A 25,245-nucleotide genomic window follows, 5' to 3' on the forward strand; every position below is an offset into this window, starting at 1 on the left:
CATGAGAACCGTGACCATCGTCGGCGCCTCCCTCTCCGGGCTCTACGCCGCCCGTGAGCTGCGTGCCCAGGGCTTCGACGGCCGACTGGTGATCGTCGGCGAGGAACCCCACCACCCCTATGACCGCCCCCCTCTCTCCAAGGACTTCCTCATCGGCCGCGCCGGCGAGGGCGAACTGGCCCTCACCGACGCCGACGAGACCGCCGGACTCGACGCCGAGTGGCTGCTCGGCGTCCGCGCCCGCGGACTCGACCCCCGTGGCCGCACCGTCCTCCTCGGCGACGGCCGTACGGTCTCCACCGACGGCGTCGTCATCGCCACCGGTGCCGCCGCCCGCCGACTGCCCGGCGACCGCCTCGCCGGGGTCCACACCCTGCGCACCCTGGACGACGCCCGCGCCCTGCGCGCCGAACTCACCCGGGGGCACCGCCGGGTCGTCGTCATCGGCGGCGGCTTCATCGGCGCCGAGACCGCCTCCTCATGTGCCCGGCTCGGCCACGACGTCACGGTGGTCGAGGCAGCCCCGCTACCGCTCGTGCCCCAACTCGGAGCCCCAATGGCCGAGGTCTGCGCCGCCCTGCACCGCCGCGGCGGAGTGGAACTGGTCACCGGCACGGGTGTGGCCGCGCTCCGGGGCACCGCCACCGTCACCGGGGTCGACCTCGCCGACGGCCGCAGGCTGCCCGCCGACGTGGTCATCGTCGGCATCGGCGCCCGCCCCCACACCGACTGGCTCGTGGGCTCGGCACTCGCGCTGCACGACGGTGTGCTGTGCGACGACGGCTGCGTGACCGCCCTGCCCCAGGTGGTCGCGGTCGGTGACGTCGCCCGGGTGGGCGGCACCCGGGCCGAGCACTGGACCTCCGCCACCGAGCAGCCCCGCGCCGCCGTGACCAACCTCCTCGCCGGCCACACCGTCGCGACCGCTCGTACGCTGCCGTATTTCTGGTCCGACCAGTACGACTCCCGCATCCAGTTCGCGGGCCGCTACCGCGAGGGCGACACCGTCCACCTCACCGAGGGCGAGATCGCCGACGACGGCGCCCCCGGTGAGTCCGGTTTCCTCGCCCGCTACGAACGGGACGGCCGCACCGTCGCCGTACTCGGAGTGGACCGGCCCCGCGCGTTCATGCGGGCCCGACGCGAACTCCAGCGAGAGGAACGCCACAGGACCGGAGGGGCGCGGGCGGAGCCGGCCGCGCTGTGACGGGTCGGGTGCTGCCGCGAACCGGTGGCCTGTGCTTTACCGGTGCTTACGGCGGACCGGGGCCAGTGGCCGGGCTTCCGTATGCCCCGTCCGCCGGGTCACCAGGCTCCCGGCACCCAGGGCCCCGGCGAGCCTGACCGCCGGCGGTCCCGGCGCCGTGTGTCAGTGCTCAGGAGTGCGACAGCCGCCCCGCGCCGCCGGTGTGGCGTATCCGCTCCTGTTCCCGCACGCCCGCCCGCTCCTGGCGCCGGCGGGCGCGCCGCTCCCGGCGGAGGGACCGGGCCGTGCTGCTCGGCTCGGAGACCACGCCGTACCGCTGGTTCCACACCTGGCGGGTGACCCACACGTCGACCACGGTCCAGGTGGCGACCACCGTGCTGGCCACGCCGCTGATCACCATGGGGAACGCCAGCCAGGACCCGGCCAGCGTGCACAGGAACGCCACCATCGCCTGGATCAGCGTCACGGCTATGACGAGCACCGCCCGCACCGCCGCCGTACGCACCGGATCGGGCAACGGATGCCGGCGCGCGGGCTCCTCGATCCACAACGGGCGGTAGTTCTGCCGCTGTTCACCACCGCCGGGCTCCCCGGCGTGCTCCGGCTCCGGAATGTCCCGATCCGGCGCCTGCCTGTCCCACCGTGCCCGTGAGCGCTCCGCCGCGCTCTCCCCGGGCGTCCCGTGCCGCTCCGCCGTGCCCATCACCGTGTCACTCCCCACCGCCGGCGGACCGCTCGCCCCGGCATCCGAAGACCCCGACTCCCCAAGGGCTGCCCGGCTTGCGCTGCTTTACGCCGCCGGGATGCGGGATGCGGCTCCTGTGGCCCATTCCGCCCCCATTTCCCATAGAGAAGGACGTACGAGATCCCCCGAAGATTCCCAACTGGCGAAAAATTCCGGCCAACCGCCCGACCGTGCGGCCGTCGCAGGCACCGCGTGGGTGTCCAAATCGCGGTGGTGATCTCCCCCTATGCCCGGACAACTCGCCATGTCTCGCCGTCGGCGCGGGAGTTCGTCCTCCGGACATGTCTTCGAGTTAACTGCGGGGCGGTAGTAGGCTCGCGCCGTTTGCTGACGGACATGAGCACCCCCGGCCGGCGGGGGTCGAGCTGGGGGAGGCCATGCGCTTTCGCGGGAAGTCGATCCGCCGGAAGATCGTGGCGCTGCTTCTCGTGCCGCTGGTGTCCCTGACCGCCGTCTGGGGCTTCGCCACGGTGCTCACGGGGCGCGAAGTCACCCAGCTGTTCCGCGTGACCGACGCCGTCGAGGACATCGGCTACCCCACCGAGGATACGGTTCGCGTCCTTCAGCAGGAGCGCCGCCAGACCCTCGTCTACCTCGCCGACCCACGGGCCTCCGAGGCCCTTTCGGCGCTGCGCCGCACCCGCACCGCGACCGACCGGGTGGTCGCCACCATCCGCCACAACGCCACGGACCCGGACACCCGGGCCGGCATGGACGCGGACGACAGCGAACACCTCACCGCCGTCCTGGACGCCTTGGGCGGTCTCGGGACCCTGCGCCGCAGCGTCGAGGGAGGCACCATCACCCGCGCCCAGGCGTTCGACCTCTACAACCGTCTCGTGGACCCCTGCTACGCGCTCCTCACTTCCCTCGACGGCCTGGACGACGTGGAGGTCGACAAGCAGGCCCGCGCCCTGGTGAACGTCACCCGCGCCCGCGAGCTGCTCTCCCGCGAGGACGCCCTGCTCGGCTCCTCCCTCGTCGTCGGGCGGCTCACCCGCGACGAGACCCGTGACATCTCCGACCTCGTCGCCCAGCGCACCCTCCTGTACGACATCAGCCTCCCCCTGCTGCCCGCCGCGGAGCGCGACCGCTACGAGCGCTTCTGGAAGAACGCCACCACGGCCCCGCTGCGGGAGGCCGAACGGGCCGTCATCGCCTCGGACTCCGGCACCCCTGCCGAGGTCACCGCGAAGAGCTGGGACTCCTCGGCGGCGACCGTGCTGGACGAACTCGGCACCCTGGACGACCAGGTGGGCGACCGCTTCCAGGACCGTATGCGCCCCGTGGCCGTCGGCGTCATCGCGCAGGCGGCCGTCGCCGGCGCCCTCGGCCTGGTCGCGCTCCTGCTCTCCGTGGTGCTCTCCATCCGGGTCGGCCGCACCCTCATCCGCGACCTGCGCCAGCTGCGCCTGGAGGCGCACGAGGCGTCCGGTGTCCGGCTGCCCAGCGTGATGCGCCGGCTGTCCGCGGGCGAACAGGTCGACGTCGAGACCGAGGTCCCGCGCCTGGAGTACGACAAGAACGAGATCGGCGAGGTCGGGCAGGCCCTCAACACCTTGCAGCGCGCGGCGGTCGAGGCCGCCGTCAAACAGGCCGAGCTGCGGGCCGGCGTCTCCGAGGTCTTCGTCAACCTCGCCCGCCGCAGCCAGGTGCTGCTGCACAAGCAGCTCACCCTGCTCGACAGCATGGAGCGCCGGACCGAGGACACCGACGAGCTCGCCGACCTGTTCCGCCTGGACCACCTCACCACCCGCATGCGCCGGCACGCCGAGGGCCTCGTGATCCTCTCCGGAGCCGCGCCCTCCCGGCAGTGGCGCCGGCCCGTGCAGCTCATGGACATCGTCCGCGCCGCCGTCGCCGAGGTCGAGGACTACGAGCGCATCGAGGTCCGGCGCCTGCCGCGGGTGGCCGTCACCGGGCCCGCCGTCGCCGACCTCACCCATCTCGTGGCCGAACTCCTGGAGAACGCCACCGTCTTCTCGCCCCCGCACACCGCCGTCCAGGTCCTCGGCGAGCGGGTCGCCAACGGTTTCACCCTGGAGATCCACGACCGGGGCCTCGGCATGACGGCCGAGGCACTCCTGGACGCCAATCTGCGTCTCGCCGAGACACCCGAGTTCGAACTCTCCGACACCGACCGGCTCGGTCTGTTCGTGGTCAGCCGTCTCGCCCAGCGCCAGAACGTCCGGGTCTCCCTCCAGCCGTCGCCGTACGGCGGCACCACCGCCGTGGTGTTCATCCCCGACGCGCTGCTCACCGACGACGTCCCGGACACCAACGGCGTCGGCTTCCGGCTCGACCGGAACCGCCCGGCGAAGAGCACCGAGCAGGCAGTGGGCCGCGGTGCCGGGCGGTCCCCGGCCCCCTTGCAGCTGCCCGGCCCGCCGACCTCCCTGCTGGACGGCCCGGTCGAGCTGGAGGCACCCGTCGACCTGGACGCGCTGGACGACTTCCCCGGCGCCCTCCCGGACGAGGACAGCGAGCGCGGCGGTCTGTTCCGCCCCCGCCGGGTCCGCCCGGACGACGAGGAGCAGGCAGCCACCCCGCCGGCCGACCGCCCGGCGCACGACGGGACCCGTGAGCACGGGGCCGTACCGCTGCCCCGGCGGCAGACCCCCAAGCTCGTCAGCTCGCACGGCAAGCCCGTCACCGACCAGCGACCCCGTCGCGGCGAACCGGACCCCGGGCCCTCCGCCGCCACGCGCCGCTCCGACACGGACGGACCTGCCCCGCTGCCCACCCGCCGCCGCGGCGCGTCCTCCCGGCGCCCCGCCGGACGCACCGACCACGCCGGGGACGGCACCGCGAGGCCGGCCGAGAGTGCCGAAGCGGTCTCCGGGGCTCCGGCGCTGCCCCGGCGCACCCGGACCGAGACACCCGGCACCGGCATCCCGGCGGAAACGGCATCTCCTCGTGCCGGCACGAGCCGTCCGGCGGACACGGCCCCGCCCCGCTCCCGCACCGCCGCACCCGCCGACGACCCGGCCCCGGAGCCGGGCACCGGGCCGCTGCCCCGGCGCGTACGCCAGGCGAGCCTGGCGCCCCAGCTCAAGCACGACACCGAACGGCGCGCCGAGCGCGCGACGCCACCCGCCGACCGCGATGCCGAGGAGGTCCGCAGCCGGATGGCCTCACTCCAGCGCGGCTGGCAGCGCGGCCGGGAGGAGAACGCCGCGGGCGACGAGGCCCGGAACGGCACAGCACAAGGAACGACTAAGGGGGACGGTCGATGACCGCACCGAAGGCGACCGGCCACACGGCGACGGACAAGGTCGAGCTGAACTGGCTCCTGGACGATCTGGTCGACCGGGTCGCCAGCATCCGCAAGGCCGTGATCCTGTCCGGCGACGGCCTGCCCACGGGGGTCTCCAAGGACCTGACCAGGGAGGACAGCGAGCATCTGGCCGCCGTGGCGTCCGGCTTCCACAGCCTCGCCAAGGGCGTCGGCCGCCATTTCGAGGCGGGCAGCGTCCGCCAGACGGTGGTCGAACTGGACGACGCCTTCCTCTTCGTCACCGCCGCCGGGGACGGCAGCTGCCTCGCCGTCCTCTCGGACGCCGACTCCGACGTCGGGCAGGTCGCCTACGAGATGACGCTCTTGGTCAAGCGGGTCGGCGTCCATCTGGGCACCGCCCCGCGCACCGATCTGCCCGCAGGCGGGTAGTGGGATGACATGAGCGCAGACGGTCAGGGAAGAAACCACTGGTTCGACGACGAGGCCGGGCCGGTCGTCCGTCCGTACGCCATGACGCGCGGCCGCACCACGAGCGAGGGCCAGCACCGCCTCGACCTGATCGCGGTCGTCGTCACGGAGCCCGACACCGGCGACCCGGAATCGGACCCGACGCTGTCCCCCGAACACGTGGAGATCGTCGGACTCTGCCGGGACGTGCCCCAGTCGGTCGCCGAACTGGCCGCGGAACTCGACCTGCCCATCGGCGTCGTCCGCGTCCTCATCGGCGACCTGGTGCACGCCGAACTCGTCCACGTGACCCGCCCGGTGCCCCCGGCCGAACTGCCGGACGAGAGTATTCTGCGCGACGTGATCAACGGCCTCCGGGCGCTGTGACCGGCGCGGAAGCGGGGTAGTGACGTGACTGGCTGGCAGTTCTGGGTCGACCGAGGCGGCACCTTCACCGACATCGTCGCGCGTCGCCCGGACGGCCGGCTGCTCACGCACAAACTGCTGTCCGACAACCCGGCACGGTACTCCGACGCGGCCGTCGCGGGCGTACGCGAACTCCTGGGCGGCTCCGAGGAGCCCGTCGAGGCGGTTCGCATGGGCACCACGGTCGCCACCAACGCCCTGCTGGAACGCAAGGGCGAGCGCACCCTCCTCGTCGTCACCCGCGGCTTCCGCGACGCCCTGCGCATCGCCTACCAGAACCGCCCCCGCATCTTCGCCCGCCGCATCGAGCTGCCCGAGCTGCTCCACGAACGGGTCGTGGAGGTGGACGAACGCATCGCCGCCGACGGCACCGTCCTGCGCGCGCCCGACCTGAACGCCCTGGAGGCTCCGCTGCGAGAGGCGTACGCCGACGGGATCCGCGCGGTCGCCGTCGTCTGCCTGCACAGCCATCTCCACCCCGGCCACGAACGCGCCATCGGTGAGCTCGCCGCCCGCACCGGCTTCCCGCAGATCTCGCTGTCCAGCGAGGTCAGCCCGCTGATGAAGCTCGTCCCGCGCGGGGACACCGCCGTCGTGGACGCCTACCTCTCGCCCGTGCTGCGCCGCTACGTGCGGCACATCGCCGACGAACTGCGCGGGGTACGGCTGATGTTCATGCAGTCCAACGGCGGGCTGACGGAGGCCGGGCAGTTCCGCGGCAAGGACGCCATCCTCTCCGGACCGGCCGGCGGCATCGTCGGCATGGCCCGCATGTCGCAACGCGCCGGCTTCGACCGCGTCATCGGCTTCGACATGGGGGGCACCTCCACCGACGTCTCGCACTTCGCCGGCGCGTACGAGCGGGTCTTCACCACACAGATCGCGGGCGTCCGGCTGCGGGCACCGATGCTGGACATCCACACCGTCGCCGCCGGCGGCGGCTCCGTCCTCCACTTCGACGGCTCCCGCTACCGGGTCGGCCCCGACTCAGCCGGCGCCGATCCCGGCCCCGCCTGCTACCGCGCGGGCGGCCCGCTCACCGTCACCGACGCCAACGTCATGCTCGGCCGCATCCAGCCCGCTCACTTCCCGGCCGTGTTCGGTCCCGGTGGTGACCAGCCCCTGGACGCGGCCCTCGTCCGTGACCGGTTCACCGCCCTCGCGCGCGAGATCCACGAACACACCGGCGACGACCGCACCCCGGAACAGGTGGCCGAGGGCTACCTGCGGATCGCCGTGGCCAACATCGCCAACGCGGTGAAGCGGATCTCCGTCCAGAAAGGCCATGACGTCACCCGCTACGCCCTGACCACCTTCGGCGGGGCGGGCGGCCAGCACGCGTGCCGGGTCGCCGACTCGCTGGGCATCCGCACCGTCCTCGTACCTCCCATGGCCGGCGTGCTCTCCGCGCTCGGCATCGGCCTCGCCGACACCACGGCCATGCGCGAGCACTCCGTGGAAGCACCCCTGCGAGCCGCCTCCATGCCCGGCATCCGCAAGACGGCCGACGACCTGGAGGCCGCCGCACGGGCCGAACTCGTCGCCGAGGACGTCCCCGAAGACCGCATCCGGATCACCCGCCGCGCCCAGCTCCGCTACGACGGCACCGACACCACCCTCACCGTCGAACTGGCCGAACCCGACGCCATGCGGAACGCCTTCGAGGAACGTCATCGCGCCACGTACTCCTTCACACTCGACCGCCCGGTCGTCGTGGAGGCCCTCTCCGTCGAAGCCACCGGCATCACCACACCCCCCGATCTCTCCGCCCTCGCCCCGTACGAGGGCCGTGCCCAGGCACCCGGCACCGTCCGTCTCCACACCGGCGGTGCCTGGCGCGACGTACCCCTCCACCGCCGGGAGGCCCTTCCTCCCGGCGAGACCGTCACCGGCCCCGCGATCATCACGGAGGCCGGCGCCACGACCGTCGTCGACGACGGCTGGCGGGCCGCCGCGACCGATGACGGGCATCTGCTCATGGAACGCACGGCGATTACGCAGAGTTCCGACGTGGACACAGAATCCGATCCGGTTCTGCTTGAGGTCTTCAACAACCTCTTCATGTCGATCGCCGAGCAGATGGGCGCGCGGCTGGAGTCCACGGCCCAGTCCGTCAACATCAAGGAGCGGCTGGACTTCTCCTGCGCGCTCTTCGACCCGGACGGGAACCTGGTGGCCAACGCCCCGCACATCCCCGTCCACCTGGGCTCCATGGGCACCAGCGTCAAAGAGGTCGTCCGCCGGCGCGGCTCCGCCATGCGGCCGGGCGACACCTACGCCGTCAACGACCCCTACCACGGCGGCACGCACCTGCCCGACGTCACCGTGATCACCCCCGTCTTCGAGACCGACGTGGCCGCGGACACGCGCAGTGAGCCGCGGATCCTCTTCCACGTCGCCTCACGTGGCCACCACGCCGAGATCGGCGGCATCGCCCCCGGCTCCATGCCGGCCCACAGCCGCACCATCGAGGAGGAGGGCGTCCTCTTCGACAACTGGCTCCTCGCCGAGAACGGCCGCTTCCGGGAAGAGGAGACCCACCGCCTCCTCACCGAGGCGCGGTACCCGTCCCGCAACCCGCGCACCAACCTCGCCGACCTGCGCGCCCAGATCGCCGCCAACCACAAGGGCGTCGACGAGGTGCGGCGCATGATCGAGGAGTTCGGCCTCGACGTCGTCCAGGCCTACATGCGGCACGTCCAGGACAACGCCGAGGAGGCCGTCCGCCGCGTCATCGACGCCCTCGACGACGGCGAGTACGCCTACGAGACCGACTCCGGGGCCGTCATCCGGGTCCGTGTCCGCGTCGACCGCACCGAGCGCCGGGCGACCGTCGACTTCACCGGGACCTCCGCGCAGCTCGCCACCAACTTCAACGCGCCCTTCGCGGTGGTCAACGCGGCCGTCCTGTACGTCTTCCGCACGCTCGTCGCCGATGACATCCCGCTCAACGACGGCTGTCTGCGCCCGCTCGACATCATCGTGCCGCCCGGCTCGATGCTCGCCCCCGAGCCGCCCGCCGCCGTGGTCGCGGGGAACGTCGAGACCTCCCAGGCCATCACCGGCGCCCTCTACGCCGCGCTCGGCGTCCAGGCCGAGGGCTCCGGCACCATGAACAACGTCACCTTCGGCAACGAGCGCCACCAGTACTACGAAACCGTCGCCTCCGGATCCGGTGCCGGCGACGGTTTCCCCGGCGCCGGCGTGGTCCAGACCCACATGACCAACTCCCGGCTCACGGACCCGGAAGTCCTGGAATGGCGGCTACCGGTCCGGCTGGAGGAGTTCGCCGTCCGGCGGGGGAGCGGCGGCGCCGGACGGTGGCGCGGCGGTGACGGAGCCGTGCGCCGCATCCGCTTCCTCGAACCGATGACCGTCTCCACGCTCTCCCAGCACCGCCGCGTGCCCCCGTACGGCATGGCCGGCGGCGCCCCTGGAGCGCTCGGTGCCAACCGGGTGGAGCGCGCCGACGGCACGGTCACCGACCTGGGCGGAAGCGGCTCGGCCGACGTCGGCCCCGACGACGTGCTCGTCATCGAGACCCCCGGTGGCGGCGGCTACGGCCGACCGTCGCCCGACCCCCATCAAGCAGGAGAAGAGATCGATGATCTTCGGGCGTTCTGAGCGCGCCAAGGCCCCGGTCGAGCCGGTCACGCTCAAGATCCTCGTGGCCGGCGGCTTCGGCGTGGGCAAGACGACCCTCGTCGGCGCGGTCAGCGAGATCAGACCGCTGCGCACCGAGGAACTGCTCACCGAGGCCGGGCGGCCCGTCGACGACACCAGTGGTGTGGAGGGCAAGCACACGACCACGGTGGCCATGGACTTCGGCCGGATCACCCTGCGCGAGGACCTGGTGCTCTACCTGTTCGGCACGCCCGGGCAGGAGCGGTTCTGGTTCATGTGGGACGAACTGTCCGAGGGCGCGCTCGGAGCCGTGGTCCTCGCCGACACGCGCCGCCTGGAGGACTGCTTCGCCGCCATCGACTACTTCGAGCGGCGGTCCATCCCCTTCCTCGTCGGCGTCAACTGCTTCGAGGGAGCCGTCCGTCACCCCGTGGAATCCGTCCGCCAGGCCCTCGACCTGGACGACGACGTGCCCCTCCTGCTGACCGACGCCCGTGACCGGGAGTCGGTCAAGGAGGTACTCGTCCGACTGGTCCAGCACGCGATGGAGTACGCGGCCGACCGCCGCGAGGCCGTCGTGCGCTGACCGCCGGACACGGCCCGTACCCCCGCCGACCGGGGTACGGGCCGTGGTCCTGTGCGGAGCGCCCACGCGCGCGTGCGGCGAATTTCCCGCTGCCTTCCCGCCGCTAGGGCCTCTCGTTTGGATCATGCCGGGCTCGCGGGCCCTGGCACCGCGCCTCGCCGCGTTGTCGTCGGTTGCCATGGCTCCGCCATGGCGCCCTCCTCCGCCTTGCGATGCACGGCACCAGACCCCGCTCCCTGATCCGGCCTGATCCAAACGAAAGACCCTAGGCCCGGTCCTCCTCCAGCCAGCCGAAGCTCTTCTCCACGGCCCTGCGCCAGTTCCGGTACTCGCGGTCGCGGACCGAGGCCTCCATGAGGGGCGTCCACTCCGCGTCCTTCCGCCAGTGCGACCTCAGCTCGTCCAGGTCGTTCCACACGCCCGTGGCCAGCCCGGCCGCGTAGGCGGCGCCCAGGCACGTCGTCTCCGACACGCGGGGCCGGATCACCGGGACGCCGAGGACGTCCGCCTGGTGCTGCATGAGCAGGTTGTTCCGGGTCATGCCGCCGTCGACCTTCAGAGTGCTGATCCGCACCCCGGAGTCCTGGTACATCGCGTCCACGACCTCCCGGGTCTGCCAGCTCGTCGCCTCCAGCACCGCGCGCGCGAGGTGCGCCTTGGTGACGTACCGGGTGAGGCCGGTGACGACGCCGCGCGCGTCGGAGCGCCAGTAGGGCGCGAACAGGCCGGAGAAGGCGGGCACGACGTAGGCGCCGCCGTTGTCGTCGACGCTCGCCGCCAGGGTCTCGATCTCGTCGGCGGTCCGGATGATCCCGAGCTGGTCGCGGAACCATTGGACCAGCGCGCCCGTTATCGCTATGGACCCCTCCAGGCAGTACACCGGCGCCTCCCCGCCGATCTTGTAGCCCATCGTCGTCAGCAGCCCGTTCTTGGACGGCACCGGCCGGTTGCCGGTGTTCAGCAGCAGGAAACTGCCGGTGCCGTAGGTGTTCTTCGCCGTGCCGACGTCGTAGCAGGCCTGCCCGAACACGGCGGCCTGCTGGTCGCCCAGCGCCGAGGCGACGGGCACCCCGGACAGCTGCCCGACGGCGGTCCCGTACACCTCGGCGGAGGACCTGATCTCGGGCAGTACGGCCTCGGGCACGTTCATCGCGGACAGGATGGAGGGGTCCCACTGGAGGGTGTCCAGGTTCATCAGCATGGTGCGGCCGGCGTTCGTGACGTCGGTGACGTGCCGGCCGCCGTCGGTGCCACCGGTGAGGTTCCAGATCAGCCAGGAGTCGATGGTGCCGAACGCGATCTCACCGCGCTCCGCCCGCTGCCGCAGACCGGGCACATGGTCCAGCAGCCAGGCTGCCTTTGGCCCGGAGAAGTAGCTGGCCAGCGGCAGCCCGGTCGTCTCGCGGAACCGGTCCTGGCCGTCCGCGCCGCCCAGTTCGCCGCACAGGGCCGCGGTACGGGTGTCCTGCCAGACGATCGCGTTGTGCACCGGCTTGCCCGTGGCGCGGTCCCACAGGACCGTGGTCTCCCGCTGGTTGGTGATGCCGAGGGCGCTCAGCTGGTCGGCGCGCAGTCCCGCCCGGGCGAGCGCCCCGGCCACCACGGCCTGCACCTTGGACCAGATCTCGGTGGCGTCGTGCTCCACCCAGCCGGGCCTGGGGAAGATCTGCCGGTGCTCGCGCTGGTCGACGGCGACGATCGCACCGCTGTGGTCGAAGACGATGCAGCGGCTGGACGTGGTGCCCTGGTCGATGGCGGCGACGTACGTGTCGGCGGTGTCCGTCATGGCTGCCCCTGGGTCGCTGGGTCGGATCGCTGGTCGGAAGGCCGGGTGCTGATGGTGGATCGCGGTGGCGGGAGCGGGGGGTTCAGAAGGCCGCGTTGTAGACGAGGCCGGCCAGTGCTCCGCCGATCAGCGGCCCGACGACCGGGATCCAGGCGTATCCCCAGTCGGACCCGCCCTTGTGGGGGATCGGCAGGAAGGTGTGCACGATGCGCGGGCCGAGGTCGCGGGCCGGGTTGACGGCATAGCCGGTGGGACCGCCGAGGGAGAGGCCGATGCCCACGACCAGCAGGGAGACGATGAGCACGGTGGTGCCGGACTCGCCGAGCCCTCGGGTGAGCCCGAAGGCGAGGACCGGCAGGACGAGCGCGACGGTCGCGATGATCTCGGTGACGAGGTTGGCGACCGGGTTCCTGATCTCCGGAATGGTGGAGAAGATGCCGAGGGTCGGCACGGGTTCCTCCGCGGTGCCGTCCGTGGTCCCTTCGGTGCGCACGTTGGCCTGGAACTGGGCGAGATAGACGAGGTAGGCCAGTACGGCGCCGAGCATCGCGCCGACGATCTGCCCGAGCAGGTACACCCAGACCTTGCCCCATTTGCCGGTGTCCACGGCGATGCCGATGGTGACCGCGGGGTTGAGCTGGCCACCGGAGAGGGGAGCGGCGGTGTACGCGCCCGCGAGGACACCGAAGCCCCAGCCGAACGCGATCACGATCCAGCCCGAGGCGCGTGCCTTGGAGTGTCGGAGGGTGACGGCGGCGCAGACGCCCGCGCCGAACAGGATCAGGATCGCGGTGCCGATGACCTCGCCGACGAATATGTCTCCGTTGCTCATGGCGGCTCCCTTGGCGCCGGCAGGGGCGATCGGCCCCCGGCCCTGGCGTGCAGGACGGTTCCCTTGGCGACTTCAGCCGAAGGCAGGGAGGGCCCCGAGCCCCGCCCGGCGTCGGTGACGAGCGTGCCGTCGCAGCCGGATCGCCCTGGAGCGCCGGGCCGTGAGCAGGACAGACCCGTGCCGCAGTGCCTGATAACGCCAAGAATGTACGGCGATGTCGGCCGACACCGGGAAGTGTTCACCGGTGTCCCGGGGGCGTCAAGGTTGCCGACGGCGACGGTGACACGGGCGCTCCGTCGGCCTCGGCGGAGCGGGCGCGCCGCAACGGACGCATACGAGACGGCCGTTCACCACCGTGGCTCGGCGGTCGCGTAGCCGGTCCCCGCCGGGGCCGGGCCCGGCCTCCCGCGCCGGACCTCGTGACCGGGGAGCCCGGCGCGCCCGAGCACCCAGCTGCCGCCGTTCAGCGCCTTGGCGGCCTTCTTCAGCGGGGCCAGCTGCGCGGCGGCCTGGTGATGGTCGCTCACGCTGCCCGGACCGCAGACGACCGTCGCCAGGGAGAGCGTGACCGGCCGGCCGCCCGCCGCCCAGGGAACGTCCAGCACGGCGGTGACCAGCGGATCGAGCGCCTCCTCCTCCGCCAGCACCAGGAAGTCGTCTCCGCCGATGTGCCCGACGCGCGCGTGCTCCGTGACCGCCTGCTGGAGCACCGCCTGTTGGAGCGCGCGGCCCACCGCGCGGATCAACTCGTCGCCCGCGGCGAACCCGGCACCGTCGTTGACCTGCTTGAAGTGGTCGATGTCCAGCCAGCTGAGGGCGAACGCCCGCCCGTCGCAGATCCGCCGGTCCACCTCGCTCACGATCGCGTCCGAACCGGGCAGCCGGGTCAGCGGGTTGAGCCCGGCGGCCTCCTCCACCCGGCTCTCGGCCAGCGCGCGCACCAGATCCGCCAGCCGTACGACACCGACGCACCGGCCGTGTCCGTCGACCACCGCCACGTCGTCGGAGGTCCGGTCCCGGCCGCCGACCGCCACCACGTCCAGCACCTGCCAGGCCGTCGCGTCGACGCCGACCGTGCGGGGCGCGTCGCCCAGCTTGAAGGCCGGCCGGTCGGCGTACAGGGCGTGCCCGTAGCGCCCCGACATCGACAGCAGGAAACGCGAACGGTGCACCGACCGGACGGGCCTGCCGTACTGGTCCACCAGCAGTACGCCGGAGACGTCCGGGGAACCGGTCAGCAGCGCCCGCACCTGTCCGGCCGAGGCGGTCAGCGGCAGGACGGCGGCCGGCCGTACGAACTCCCGTACGGAAGGCCCGGAGCGGGGCACGGTCCCCGCGCCGGGCGCCAGGGACGGAACGTATACGTCCGCTGCGGGGATGCGGGCCGGCGGAGCGAACAGCTCGCCCTGGGCCAGCTGCGCACCGGCCGACAGCGCCGCCGCGCACTGGAGTTCCGTCTCCACCCCCTCCACCGCGACCAGGGCGCCCAGCTCCTCGCACAGCGTCCGCATCGCCCGGACCGCGGCCGGCCGCGCCAACAGCGAGGCGTCGAGTTTGACCAGGTCGGGGGAGAGGTCGGTGAGCAGCCTGAGCGGAACGTCGCCGTCCCCGATGCCGTCCGCGCTGATCCGGAACCCCTGCGCGCGCAGTGCGGACACCGCCTCCAGCAGGGCCCGCTGTGGCACATGCGTGTACGGCGGGACGATGTCGAGCGTCACCTCCCAGGCCATGCGCCCCGCCGAGCGGACGGCGTCGTGCAGCGGTGTCAGGCCGCCGAGATCGGCGAGCGTGGCCGCGAACACGTTCAGGTGCAACGGCAGCAGAGTTTCCTTGCGGGCCGCGGCGCGGAGCGCCGACACGGTCAGCCTGCCGTCCAGTTCGGGATCCCGGCGGGCCTCGGCCAGGACGTCGCCGGTCTCCGGGCGGGCGAGTATCTCCAGTGCGGCGACCGCGCCCGTCCTCAGGTTGACCACCGGCTGGAAGGCGAAGCGGAGAGTATCCGTCCAGGAGTGCACGGGAGCATGATGGCGCTGCCCGCGCACGCCCAGGCGCAGTTCATGAGACGTTCACGCAGGATTCCTGGTTGATCACGGACAGTGGTCAGCCTCATCGGCTTCCTTGCGGCACAGCGGCCTCCTGACTCACGGTGGTCACCGCACGGCGATCACTGACGACCCGTGCCCGAACAGCCCTTGGTTCGCGGTGATGCCCACCCGCGCCCCGGCGACCTGGCGGTCACCCGCCGTACCCCTCAACTGCCAGGTCAGCTCGCACACCTGGGCGATGGCCTGGGCCGGCACCGCCTCACCGAACGAGGCCAGTCCGCCGCTGGTGTTCACGGGTATCCGCCCTCCCGGGGCGGTCGCGCCCTCCCGGAGCAGCCTCGCGCCGTCGCCCTCGCCGCACAGCCCCGGATCCTCGTACCACTGCAACTCCAGCGCGGTGGGCAGGTCGTACACCTCGGCCAGGGACAGGTCCTCGGGTCCGATGCCCGCCTCGTCGTAGGCGGCGCGGGCGATGGAGGCACGGAAGGTCTCCGCCGGCGGCGTCACCGTGGCCGCCGAGTCCGTCGCGATGTCCGGCAGGTCCAGCACCGTGTTCGGGAAACGGGGCGTCACCGTCGACACCGCCCGGATCCGGACCGGACGGGCGACACCGTGCCGGTGCGCGAAGTCCAGGCTGGACAGCACCAGGGCGGCCCCGCCGTCGGAGGTGGCGCAGATGTCCAGCAGCCGCAGCGGATCGGCGACCACCGCTGAGGCGGCCACCTCCTCGGCGGTGACCCGCTTGCGGTAGCGGGCGTACGGGTTGAGCGCCGCGAGCCCGGCGTTCTTCACCTTGACCAGCGCGAAGTCCTCCGGTGTGTCACCGTGCACCGCCATCCGCCGCCGCGCGTACAGCCCGAAGCAGGCCGGATTCGCCGCCCCCAGCAGCCGGAAGCGCAGCCAGTCCGGATCGTCGGGACGGTCCCCGCCCGCGGGCCGGAAGAAGCCCTTGGGCGCGGCGTCCGCCCCCACCACCAGGACGACGTCCGTAAGACCGGCGAGGATCTGCGCCCGCGCCGCGGCGATGGCCTGGGTCCCCGACGCGCAGGCCGCGTACACACTCGTCACCCGCGCGCCCTGCCAGCCCAGGGCCTTGGCGAAGGCCGCTCCCGCGACATGGCCCGGATACCCGCCGCGCACCGTGTCCGCGCCCGCGATGGAGCCGATGGCCGGCCAGTCGAGGCCCGCGTCCGCGAGAGCCGCGCGAGCCGCCGCCGTGCCGTACTCCACGAAGCCGGCCCAGGAGCCGGAAGTCGCCGCCCTCGCCGGTGAACCAGCCGGCGACCGCGGGCTTGCGTGTGTGCGGCAAAGGGCCTTCCCGTGGGGCGTACCTGACGGAGCGTCAGGAGTGTGCCACGGGCAACCGGAAATGGGCAGGCCGATGCGGTGAACCGAACGGCGGCGCACGGCGTCGTGGTACACGAGGGGCGGCCGGGACCGACGGGGGTGATTCCGGCCGCCCCTTCGGATCCGCCCCTTCGGATCCGCTCGTTCGTGATGCCTCACTAGCGGAACACGTCCCTCCTCTGATCGGATACAGTCCGCGCGTGTCCGAAACTCAGCAACCAACTGCCAACTCCGCGCCGAACTCCCACTGTTCGAGCTGTGGAGCGCCCTATGGAGAGGGCGTTTCCGGATGGCCGCGCACCTGCCCGTCCTGCGGGACCACCGCCTACCGCAATCCGCTGCCGGTCGCGATCGCTCTCCAGCCCGTGTACGACACCAAGGGCACGGCCCTGGTCGTCATCACCCGAACCGTCGCCCCCGCGCGCGGAGGCATCGCCCTGCCGGGCGGGTACATCGACGACCGCGAGGACTGGAAGCAGGCCGTCGTACGGGAACTCAAGGAAGAGACCGGCATCGAAGCGGCCGCCCGTGACGTGCGGCTCGTGGACGTCATGAGCTCACCCGACGGGCACCTGCTGCTGTTCGGAGTGCTGCCGGAACGCCCGGCCGACGGACTGCCGCCCTCCGGTCCCACGGACGAGACAGAGGGCTGGCAGTTGCTGCGCAGGCCCGAGGAACTCGCCTTCCCGCTGCACAGCATCGCCGTCAAGGCATGGTTCGAGGGCCGCTACGTCTGAGCGCGCGGCTCAGCGGAGCCCGCGCACGCGCACCGGGTAGGGCGGCACCGCAACGCCGTCCTCCCGGTCCCGGGTGACCACCACCCGCCCGCCGTGCCGCCGGGCGACGTAGCGTTCGATCTCCGGTTCCTCCCACCCGTCGCCCGGGTCCGCCACCACCAGGCCGGCCCCGGTGCGTCCGCGCGCGGGCGCCCACACCTCCAGCTCCAGCCCGCCGTCGGCGCCACGCACGGGCAGCACCGCTCCCGCGCGCGCGAACACCGGTATCCGGGACAGCGGCGCGTCCACCAGGACCCGCCCCGGCCCCTCATGGACCTCCTCCGTCAGCGTGTCGTACCAGCGGCCCCGCGGCAGCCGCACCGCGCGCCGGCGGACACCGGGATCCAGGACGGGGGCCACCAGAAGACCGTCGCCCAGCAGAAACGTGTCCTCACAGTCGCGCAGCGCGCGGTCCTCCGGCGCCCCCCACCACAGCGGCCGCACATAGGGAGCGCCGGTCCGCCGGGCCAGATGCGCCAGCGTCAGGAAGTACGGCAGCAACCGCCGCCGTTCGAGCAACGCCACGCGCGCGTGCTCCAGCACCTCGGCACCGAACTCCCACGGCTCCCGGCGCCCCGCCCGCAGACTCGCGTGGGTGCGGAACAGCGGCAGGTACGCGCCCAGCTGGAACCAGCGCAGATACAGCTCCGGCGACGGACTGCCGTCGAAGCCGCCCACGTCCGGACCCGAGTACGGCACCCCGCACAACCCCAGGCCCAGCACCAGCGACAGCGACGCCCGCAGCCCCGGCCAGCCGGTCGCCACGTCCCCCGACCACGTGCCCCCGTACCGCTGGAGCCCCGCCCAGCCCGAACGGGAGAACAGGAAGGGCCGCTCCTCGGGCGCCAGCTTGCGCAACCCCTCGTAGGCGGCCTGCGCCATGCACAGCGCGTACACGTTGTGCGCCTCCCGGTGGTCGCCGCCGCGCCCCTCCAGGGCATGCCGGGCCGAACGCGGCAGCGTCGGCTCGCCGAAGGCGCTGAACGACGTGGGCTCGTTCATGTCGTGCCAGAACCCGGCGAAGCCCTGCCCCAGCCGCTCCTCGTACAGCCCGCCCCACCACGCACGCGCGCGTGCGTCCGTGAAATCCGGGAAGACCGACTCGCCGGCCCACGCGACACCCCGCACCGTGTGGCCCTGCGCGTCCCGCACGAAGGCGTCCACGGCCTTGCCGCTCTCGTACACGGCACTGCCCGGCTCCGCCCGCACCGCCGGATCGACGATCGACACCAGCCGGATCCCGTCCCGGCGCAGCTCCTCCGCCAGCACCGGCAGCTTGGGAAAACGCTCCTGGTCGACCGTGAACACCTGATGGTCGTCGTAGTGGTCGATGTCGAGGTGCACGGCGTCCAGCGGCAGCCCGCGCTCGTGATAGCCCGCGACGATCCGGCGCACCTCCTGCTCGCTGCCGAATCCCCACCGCGCGTGCTGGTGGCCCAGCGCCCACGCGGGCGGCAGGGCGGGCGCCCCGGTCAGCGAGGCCCACGTGTGCAGCACGCGCGCGGGAGTCCCCACCATCACCCAGCAGCGCAGCGGACCGCCGTCCATCCGCACCTCGCAGTGCCCCGCCCGGTCGTGCCCGGACCCGGCACCCTCCCCGCCCTCGCGCAGGACCACCGTGCCGTCCCAGGTGGTGTCATGGAACACCAGATGGGTGCCGGCGTCCGCCACCACCAGTTGCACCGGCATCGTCAGATACAGCGGATCGTCGCCGGGCCCGAACGCCCGGCCGGGATCGGTGTTCCACAACCGGTACCGGCCATCGCGCAGCCGGGGCCCGCCCGCGCGCCCGCCCAGACCGAAGAACCGGGCGTCCGCGGCGACCTCCGACCGCTGCATCCACCGCGCCGTTCCTCCGCCGACCGGCTCCCACCAGCGCGGCGGCAGATCCCGCCGCAGCATCACCCCGCCCGGCGTGCACACCTCCACCGCGCCGTGCCGCGACACGACGACCGTCGCCCGCTCGGCCACCACGCGCCAGCCGCCGTCCTTGTCCGGCTCCAGCACCGCCCGCGGATCCGGCTCGGGGCCGCTCCCCGCGAGCGCGTACGACGGCTGCGGACCAGCCCCGTCCCACCCCCAGAAGACCGCCCCGTTCACCGCCACGACGATCCGCAGCTCCGAGCGGCCGAACCGGATCAGCCCACCCCCGGGACCCGGCTCCGCGCCCCGCACCTGACCCGGCACCCGGGCCCGCTCGGGCCCCCGCCGCGGGAGCCCGGCGGCATCGATACGCCTCCTGCGCCACGCCGCCCGTACGGTACGCAACCCCTGAGCCGCCCTCCCCGAACCGACCACACTTACCGAACGCACCAGGTCACGACCGTCCATGCTGCTCACCCTGCCACTGAGCGCCCCACGCGCGTGTGTCGTTCAACTGCCGTTCACCCGTGCCCGGACCACATCTTCATGACATGGACTGTGTGGAGCGCACCCTGGTGTAGAAGTCGATCACATGGCATCGTCCCTGTCAGCCGCGTCACGCGCACACCCCAGCCCGTGCGCGGACGACGCACACGACGCGCACAGCCCGGGAGCCGCACCAATGTCGACCGCGAACCCCCAGCCGCTCTGGCAGCCCGATCCCCAGCGGATCGCCCAGGCCCGCATCACCCGGTTCCAGGCATGGGCCGCCGAACACCACGGCGCCCCGGCCGAGGGCGGGTACCCGGCCCTGCACCGGTGGTCCGTCGATCAGCTGGACACCTTCTGGAAAGCCGTCACCGAGTGGTTCGACGTACGGTTCTCGACGCCCTACACGCGCGTGCTCGGCGACCGCGCCATGCCCGGCGCCCAATGGTTCCCCGGAGCTACCCTCAACTACGCCGAACACGCCCTGCGCGCCGCGGCCGACCGCGCGGACGAACCCGCCCTCCTGCACGTGGACGAGACGCAGGAGCCGCGGCCGGTGAGCTGGTCCGCGCTGCGCCGCCAGGTCGGCTCACTCGCCGCCGAACTCCGCGCCCTCGGCGTCCGCCCCGGCGACCGCGTCAGCGGCTACCTCCCCAACATCCCCCAGGCCGTCGTCGCCCTCCTCGCCACGGCCGCCGTCGGCGCCGTCTGGACCTCGTGCGCCCCCGACTTCGGCGCCCGCAGCGTCCTCGACCGCTTCCAGCAGGTCGAACCCGTCGTCCTGTTCACCGTCGACGGCTACCGCTACGGCGGCAAGGAGCACGACCGCCGGGAGGTCGTCGCCGAGCTGCGCCGGGAGCTGCCCACCCTGCGCGCCGTCGTCCACATCCCGCTGCTCGGCACCGAGCCCCCCGAGGGAGCGCTGGAGTGGTCCGCGCTGACCGCCGGGGACACCGAGCCGGTCTTCGAGCAGGTCCCGTTCGACCACCCGCTGTGGGTGCTCTACTCCTCCGGCACCACCGGCCTGCCCAAGGCCATCGTCCAGTCGCAGGGCGGGATCCTGGTCGAACACCTCAAGCAGCTCGGCCTGCACTGCGACCTCGGCCCCGAGGACCGCTTCTTCTGGTACACCTCGACCGGCTGGATGATGTGGAACTTCCTCGTCTCCGGCCTGCTCACGGGCACCACGGTCGTCCTGTACGACGGCAGCCCCGGCTACCCGGACACGGGTGCCCAGTGGCGCGTCGCCGAACGCACCGGAGCCACCCTCTACGGCACCTCCGCCGCCTACGTCATGGCCTGCCGCAAAGCCGGCGTCCACCCCGCCCGCGACTACGACCTGTCCACGGTGAAGTGCGTCGCCACCACTGGTTCCCCGCTGCCGCCCGACGGCTTCCGCTGGCTGCACGACGAGGTCCGCGACGACCTGTGGATCGCCTCCGTCAGCGGCGGCACCGACGTCTGCTCCTGCTTCGCCGGCGCCGTACCCACCCTCCCGGTGTACACCGGCGAACTCCAGGCACCCGGCCTCGGCACCGACCTGCGGTCCTGGGACCCCAGCGGGAACCCCCTCGTCGACGAGGTCGGCGAGCTGGTCGTCACCAACCCCATGCCGTCCATGCCGATCCGCTTCTGGAACGACCCCGACGGCAGCCGCTACCACGACAGCTACTTCGACACCTACCCCGGCGTCTGGCGGCACGGCGACTGGATCACCCTGACCTCACGCGGGACCGTGATCATCCACGGCCGCTCCGACTCCACCCTGAACCGGCAGGGCGTGCGCATGGGCTCGGCCGACATCTACGAGGTCGTCGAGCGCCTGCCCGAGATCAAGGAGTCCCTGGTCATCGGCATCGAGCAGCCCGACGGCGGCTACTGGATGCCGCTGTTCGTGCACCTCGCACCGGGCGCCGTCCTGGACGAGGCCCTCCTGAACCGCATCAAGCAGGCCATCCGCGAGCAGCTCTCCCCCCGGCACATCCCCGACGAGATCATCGAGGTCCCCGGCGTCCCGCACACCCTCACGGGCAAGCGCATCGAGGTCCCGGTCAAGCGCCTGCTCCAGGGCACACCGCTGGAAAAGGCGGTGAACCCCGGCTCCATCGACGACCTCGCCCTGCTCGGTTTCTACGAGGAACTCGCCCGCAAGCGCGCCTGACCCCCGGACGATCACCCTCCGCATATGGGCCTCTGCACGGCCCATGCGCTGTGACCTGCGCAGACGACCTCACCACCCGACCGCGACCACCGGCGGCACCGCCATTGTCAGTGCCGCCGGTTACGGTGAGTGAGCATTGATCGACCGCGCACTGGGGGAAATTCATGGCGCACACCGACCACCGGACCATGCGGCGCGCCCTGCACCGCGAGATCGCCGGCACCATCGGCGTCCTCACCGACGACCACGACTTCCGCGCCATGCGGCGCTACCGCAGCTTCACCTTCGACGACCACACCACCTACCTCCGGCAACTGGAGGCCGTCCTCCAGGACCGCGCCGCACAGGGCGACCACACCACCCTCGCCCTGTTCGACCCCGAGGACTACGCCGCGTACTGCGCGGACACCGGCCTCGACCCGGAAGCCCCGGCCAGCCGGACCCGGTTCGCCGCGGAACTCGCGGCCACCGGCACGACCATCCCCTACGACGGCCGCCCGCTCGCCGTCCTCCTGCCCGCCCTCGTGGACGAAGCCGTACGCCAGGCCACCTGGGAGTACGCCACCACCCTCCTCACCCGCCTCGGCCCCTGCCCGACCTGCGGTGAGGACATCGGCAGGGCAGCCTTCACCCGCGCCTCCGACCTCCTGGTCCGCATCCTCGACACCGCTCCACCCGGCGACCGGCACCTCGTGTGCACCGTCGCCGGACCCCCGGACACCCTCGTCTCCGTCCTGCACGGCGACCAGGACCCCCACGGCGCGACCCGCCTGGACGAGGCCGAAGCCCTGGAATTCACCAGCGTCCTCGCCCTCGGCCTCGCGACCCGCAGCCCCGGCGGACTCGTCATCCGCGTCAGCGCCACCGGAACGGCCGACCGCGTCTACGGCTGGCGACTGCGCGGCGGCGCCCTCGAACCACTGACGGCATCCGAGGTGTTCGACGCCTACTGCACCGACGTCGAATCCGGCGAACTCATCTCCCCGGAGCCCGGCGTCGACTACCGCGAGCCCCCCGCCCTCGGAGAAGAGAGCATCTCCCCGGGCCACCGCCACTGAGAGCCCGCACACCCGGCGACCCGAACGCATCAGGGGCGCCCCACCCGAAGGCGGGACGCCCCTGATTCCGGCACACCGGCCGTGACCGGTACGGCTACTCGCCGGACAGCACCGCCTGAGCCGCGCTGCGCGCCTCCTCGGCGCTGTCCGCCGCACGCGCCGCCGCCGCGGCCCGCTCACACTGCGCCAGCGTGTACTTCGCCAGCGTGGCGCGAACGTACGGAATCGATGCCGCACCCATGGACAGGGAGGTGACACCCAGACCGGTCAGCACACACGCCAGCAGCGGATCCGACGCGGCCTCGCCGCACACCCCACAGCTCTTGCCCTCGGCCGTGGCCGCCTCGGCGGACAGCGCGACCAGGTCGAGCAGCGCCGGCTGCCACGGGTCCTGGAGGCGCGACACCGCACCCACCTGCCGGTCCGCCGCGAACGTGTACTGCGCGAGGTCGTTGGTCCCCAGTGACAGGAACTCGACCTCCTGGAGGATCGAGCGTGCCCGCAGCGCGGCCGAGGGGATCTCGACCATCGCGCCGAACTTCGCCCGCAGCCCCGCCTCACGGCAGGCATCGGCAAAGGCCTTGGCGTCCCTGCGGTCCGCCACCATGGGCGCCATGACCTCAAGGTAGACGGGCAGCCCCTCGGCGGCCTTGGCCAGCGCCGTCAGCTGAGTGCGCAGAACCTCAGGGTGGTCGAGCAGCGTTCGCAGCCCCCGCACGCCGAGCGCCGGGTTCGGCTCGTCCGCCGGCGTCAGGAAGTCCAGCGGCTTGTCCGCCCCGGCGTCCAGCACCCGCACGACCACACGGCTCTCGGGGAACGCCTCCAGCACCTGCCGGTAGGCCTCCACCTGCTTCTCCTCGGAAGGAGCGTTCTTGCTGTCGTCCAGGAACAGGAACTCGGTACGGAACAGACCGACACCCTCGGCCCCGGCCTCCACGGCCGCCGGCACGTCCGCCGGCCCGCCCACGTTGGCCAGGAGCGGCACCTTGTGCCCGTCCGCGGTCACCCCCGGACCCGTCGAAGCGGCCAGCGCGGCCTTGCGGGCGGCAGCCGCGGCCTCCAGCTCCGCCTTCTTCTCCTCGCTCGGGTTCACGAAGACGTCCCCGGTGCTGCCGTCGACGGCGATCAACGTGCCCTCGCCCAGCTCACCGGCACCGGGCAGCGCCACCACGGCCGGCACGCCCAGAGCCCGCGCCAGGATGGCGCTGTGACTGGTAGGACCGCCCTCCTCGGTCACGAAACCGAGGACCAGCGACGGGTCCAGCAACGCGGTGTCGGCCGGAGCCAGATCACGCGCCACGAGCACATAAGGCTGGTCACTGTCCGGGACACCCGGCATCGGCACGCCCAGCAGCCGGGCGACGATGCGATTGCGCACGTCATCGAGGTCGGCCACCCGCCCGGCCAGGTACTCACCGGCACCGGCCAGCAGCTCCCGGTACGCCGCGAAGGCGTCGTACACGGCACGCTCGGCGGTGCTGCCGACGGCGATCCGCCGGTCCACGTCGGCCATCAGCTCGGGGTCCTGCGCCATCATGGCCTGTGCCTCCAGCACGGCCTGGGCCTCGCCCCCCGCCAGATTGCCGCGCGCCATCAGGTCGGCGGCCACAGCGTCCACGGCCTGACGGGCGCGCCCCTGCTCCCGCTCCGCGTCCTCGGCGGGAATCTGCTTGGCCGGCGGTTCCAGCACCGCCGTGCCCATGTGCCGTACCTCGCCGATCGCCACGCCATGGCTCACGCCGACGCCTCGCAGCGTTGTCTCCATCTCACCCGTCTCCGGATAGTGCGGCGGGTCCCGCCGCCGCGGTGGTTGTCCTGTGCGCCGCCTTACGACGGCAGTGCTGTCAGTTCCAGGAGAAGAGGCTGTCGCCGACCTTCACGTCTCCGTCCTCACGGAGGTCGGAGAGGGACTCGGCAGTGGCTTCCAGCGCGACGACCGGGCACACCGGCGACTTGCCGGCGGCCTCGACCGCGGCGGGGTTCCAGCGCACGACGGCCTGGCCCCGGGCCACGGTGTCGCCCTTGTTGACGAGCACCTCGAAACCCTCGCCGTTGAGCTGGACAGTGTCGATGCCGAGGTGGGTGAGTACACCGTGCCCACTCTCGTCGACCACGACGAACGCGTGCGGATGAAGGGAGACGATGATGCCGTCGACCGGCGCCACGGCATCGGAGACCTCACGCACGGGGTCGATCGCGGTGCCCGGGCCGACCATGGCCCCGGAGAAGACCGGATCCGGCACTGCGGCCAGTCCGATGGCACGCCCGGCAAGAGGGGACGTCACGGTGGTCATGGGAAGCCTCCCAAGGAGTGGAGCTGTTCACGGGCCGTCACTGGCAGTCCCGGACGGCGCACTGAGCAGCAGCGTATGTCATGTGAACTGGCGGTTCCGGACGGAAGCTACCAGTTAGTGGTCTAGACCACCAGCTCACCGGATTTGCACGGCCTTCAAGGCTGCGTGTACAGTCGTACTCCTGCCGGGGGGCAGTGAGGCGTGCAACGCTTCCTCCTCCGACAGCAACCAAACTCATCAGATCCTATCTCTGGATCTCCTTCTGCATGCTCGCAGGGGGGTGGTCAGAGAGACAGAAAAACCCTGGTAGAGTTTGAAACG

The 25,245-nt window shown here is 72.4% G+C and carries 16 protein-coding genes and 1 pseudogene; 9 read left to right on the plus strand and 8 right to left on the minus strand.

Annotated features, from left to right (window positions below; genetic code table 11):
- The first annotated feature begins 1 nt into the window (after position 1).
- Positions 2–1,207 carry an NAD(P)/FAD-dependent oxidoreductase gene (locus tag AQJ11_RS31335; RefSeq protein ID WP_208616656.1) on the plus strand — a complete coding sequence of 402 codons (1,206 nt, stop codon included), beginning with the start codon at positions 2–4 and terminating at the stop codon, positions 1,205–1,207.
- A 169-nt stretch (positions 1,208–1,376) separates the two neighbouring features.
- Here AQJ11_RS31335 and AQJ11_RS31340 read toward each other — a convergent pair whose 3' ends face one another.
- Positions 1,377–1,910: a hypothetical protein gene (locus AQJ11_RS31340; protein WP_059265403.1), complete on the minus strand. Its 534-nt coding sequence runs from the start codon at positions 1,908–1,910 to the stop codon at positions 1,377–1,379.
- 419 nt (positions 1,911–2,329) lie between these two features.
- On the opposite strand from AQJ11_RS31340, the gene AQJ11_RS31345 reads away from it, so the two are divergent.
- The 5 genes from AQJ11_RS31345 to AQJ11_RS31365 are packed head-to-tail and all read left to right on the plus strand — an operon-like array spanning position 2,330 to position 10,273.
- Positions 2,330–5,188: a nitrate- and nitrite sensing domain-containing protein gene (locus AQJ11_RS31345; RefSeq protein ID WP_059265404.1), complete on the plus strand. Its 2,859-nt coding sequence runs from the start codon at positions 2,330–2,332 to the stop codon at positions 5,186–5,188.
- Positions 5,185–5,619: a roadblock/LC7 domain-containing protein gene (locus AQJ11_RS31350; protein WP_014671433.1), complete on the plus strand. Its 435-nt coding sequence runs from the start codon at positions 5,185–5,187 to the stop codon at positions 5,617–5,619. Before AQJ11_RS31345 ends, AQJ11_RS31350 begins: the two co-directional genes overlap by 4 nt.
- A 9-nt stretch (positions 5,620–5,628) precedes the next feature.
- Positions 5,629–6,024: a DUF742 domain-containing protein gene (locus AQJ11_RS31355; RefSeq protein ID WP_014671432.1), complete on the plus strand. Its 396-nt coding sequence runs from the start codon at positions 5,629–5,631 to the stop codon at positions 6,022–6,024.
- A gap of 24 nt (positions 6,025–6,048) precedes the next feature.
- Positions 6,049–9,687, plus strand: coding sequence for a hydantoinase B/oxoprolinase family protein (locus AQJ11_RS31360; protein WP_059265405.1), 3,639 nt, complete (start codon positions 6,049–6,051; stop codon positions 9,685–9,687).
- The gene (locus AQJ11_RS31365) at positions 9,668–10,273 is read left to right on the plus strand and encodes a GTP-binding protein (protein WP_014671430.1); all 606 of its coding nucleotides are present in this window, start codon (positions 9,668–9,670) and stop codon (positions 10,271–10,273) included. The genes AQJ11_RS31360 and AQJ11_RS31365 overlap by 20 nt, the downstream gene beginning before the upstream one ends.
- A gap of 265 nt (positions 10,274–10,538) precedes the next feature.
- Here the strand turns inward: AQJ11_RS31365 and glpK are convergent, their stop codons facing one another.
- The 4 genes and pseudogenes from glpK to AQJ11_RS31385 form a co-directional block, all read right to left on the minus strand.
- The gene (gene glpK, locus AQJ11_RS31370) at positions 10,539–12,059 is read right to left on the minus strand and encodes a glycerol kinase GlpK (protein ID WP_059265406.1); all 1,521 of its coding nucleotides are present in this window, start codon (positions 12,057–12,059) and stop codon (positions 10,539–10,541) included.
- Positions 12,060–12,141: 82 nt separating this feature from the next.
- Positions 12,142–12,891, minus strand: a complete 750-nt coding sequence (locus tag AQJ11_RS31375) for an MIP/aquaporin family protein (RefSeq protein ID WP_059265407.1) — start codon at positions 12,889–12,891, stop codon at positions 12,142–12,144.
- Positions 12,892–13,238: 347 nt separating this feature from the next.
- Positions 13,239–14,906 (minus strand): GGDEF domain-containing protein, encoded by a 1,668-nt coding sequence (locus AQJ11_RS31380; RefSeq protein ID WP_059265425.1) that lies wholly within the window; start codon positions 14,904–14,906, stop codon positions 13,239–13,241.
- A 135-nt stretch (positions 14,907–15,041) separates the two neighbouring features.
- Positions 15,042–16,184: pseudogene (locus AQJ11_RS31385) on the minus strand (lipid-transfer protein); the annotation flags it as partial.
- Positions 16,185–16,483: 299 nt separating this feature from the next.
- On the opposite strand from AQJ11_RS31385, the gene AQJ11_RS31390 reads away from it, so the two are divergent.
- Positions 16,484–17,020, plus strand: coding sequence for an NUDIX domain-containing protein (locus AQJ11_RS31390; RefSeq protein ID WP_041665017.1), 537 nt, complete (start codon positions 16,484–16,486; stop codon positions 17,018–17,020).
- Between the two features lie 9 nt (positions 17,021–17,029).
- Here the strand turns inward: AQJ11_RS31390 and AQJ11_RS31395 are convergent, their stop codons facing one another.
- Positions 17,030–19,390: a glycoside hydrolase family 31 protein gene (locus tag AQJ11_RS31395; RefSeq protein WP_208616657.1), complete on the minus strand. Its 2,361-nt coding sequence runs from the start codon at positions 19,388–19,390 to the stop codon at positions 17,030–17,032.
- 214 nt (positions 19,391–19,604) lie between these two features.
- Between AQJ11_RS31395 and AQJ11_RS31400 the strand changes: the two genes are divergently transcribed.
- Positions 19,605–21,572 carry an acetoacetate--CoA ligase gene (locus AQJ11_RS31400; RefSeq protein ID WP_059265408.1) on the plus strand — a complete coding sequence of 656 codons (1,968 nt, stop codon included), beginning with the start codon at positions 19,605–19,607 and terminating at the stop codon, positions 21,570–21,572.
- 164 nt (positions 21,573–21,736) lie between these two features.
- Positions 21,737–22,630, plus strand: coding sequence for a hypothetical protein (locus tag AQJ11_RS31405; RefSeq protein WP_059265409.1), 894 nt, complete (start codon positions 21,737–21,739; stop codon positions 22,628–22,630).
- Positions 22,631–22,724: 94 nt separating this feature from the next.
- Here the strand turns inward: AQJ11_RS31405 and ptsP are convergent, their stop codons facing one another.
- Both ptsP and AQJ11_RS31415 read right to left on the minus strand, forming a co-directional pair.
- Entirely contained in the window at positions 22,725–24,395 is a 1,671-nt protein-coding gene (ptsP, locus tag AQJ11_RS31410) for a phosphoenolpyruvate--protein phosphotransferase (RefSeq protein ID WP_014671421.1), read from the minus strand.
- A gap of 79 nt (positions 24,396–24,474) precedes the next feature.
- Positions 24,475–24,924, minus strand: coding sequence for a PTS sugar transporter subunit IIA (locus AQJ11_RS31415; protein ID WP_059265410.1), 450 nt, complete (start codon positions 24,922–24,924; stop codon positions 24,475–24,477).
- Between the last annotated feature and the right edge of the window lie 321 nt (positions 24,925–25,245).

Origin of the sequence: Streptomyces corchorusii (assembly GCF_001514055.1) — a bacterium.
Classification (GTDB): Bacteria; Actinomycetota; Actinomycetes; order Streptomycetales; family Streptomycetaceae; genus Streptomyces; species Streptomyces olivaceoviridis.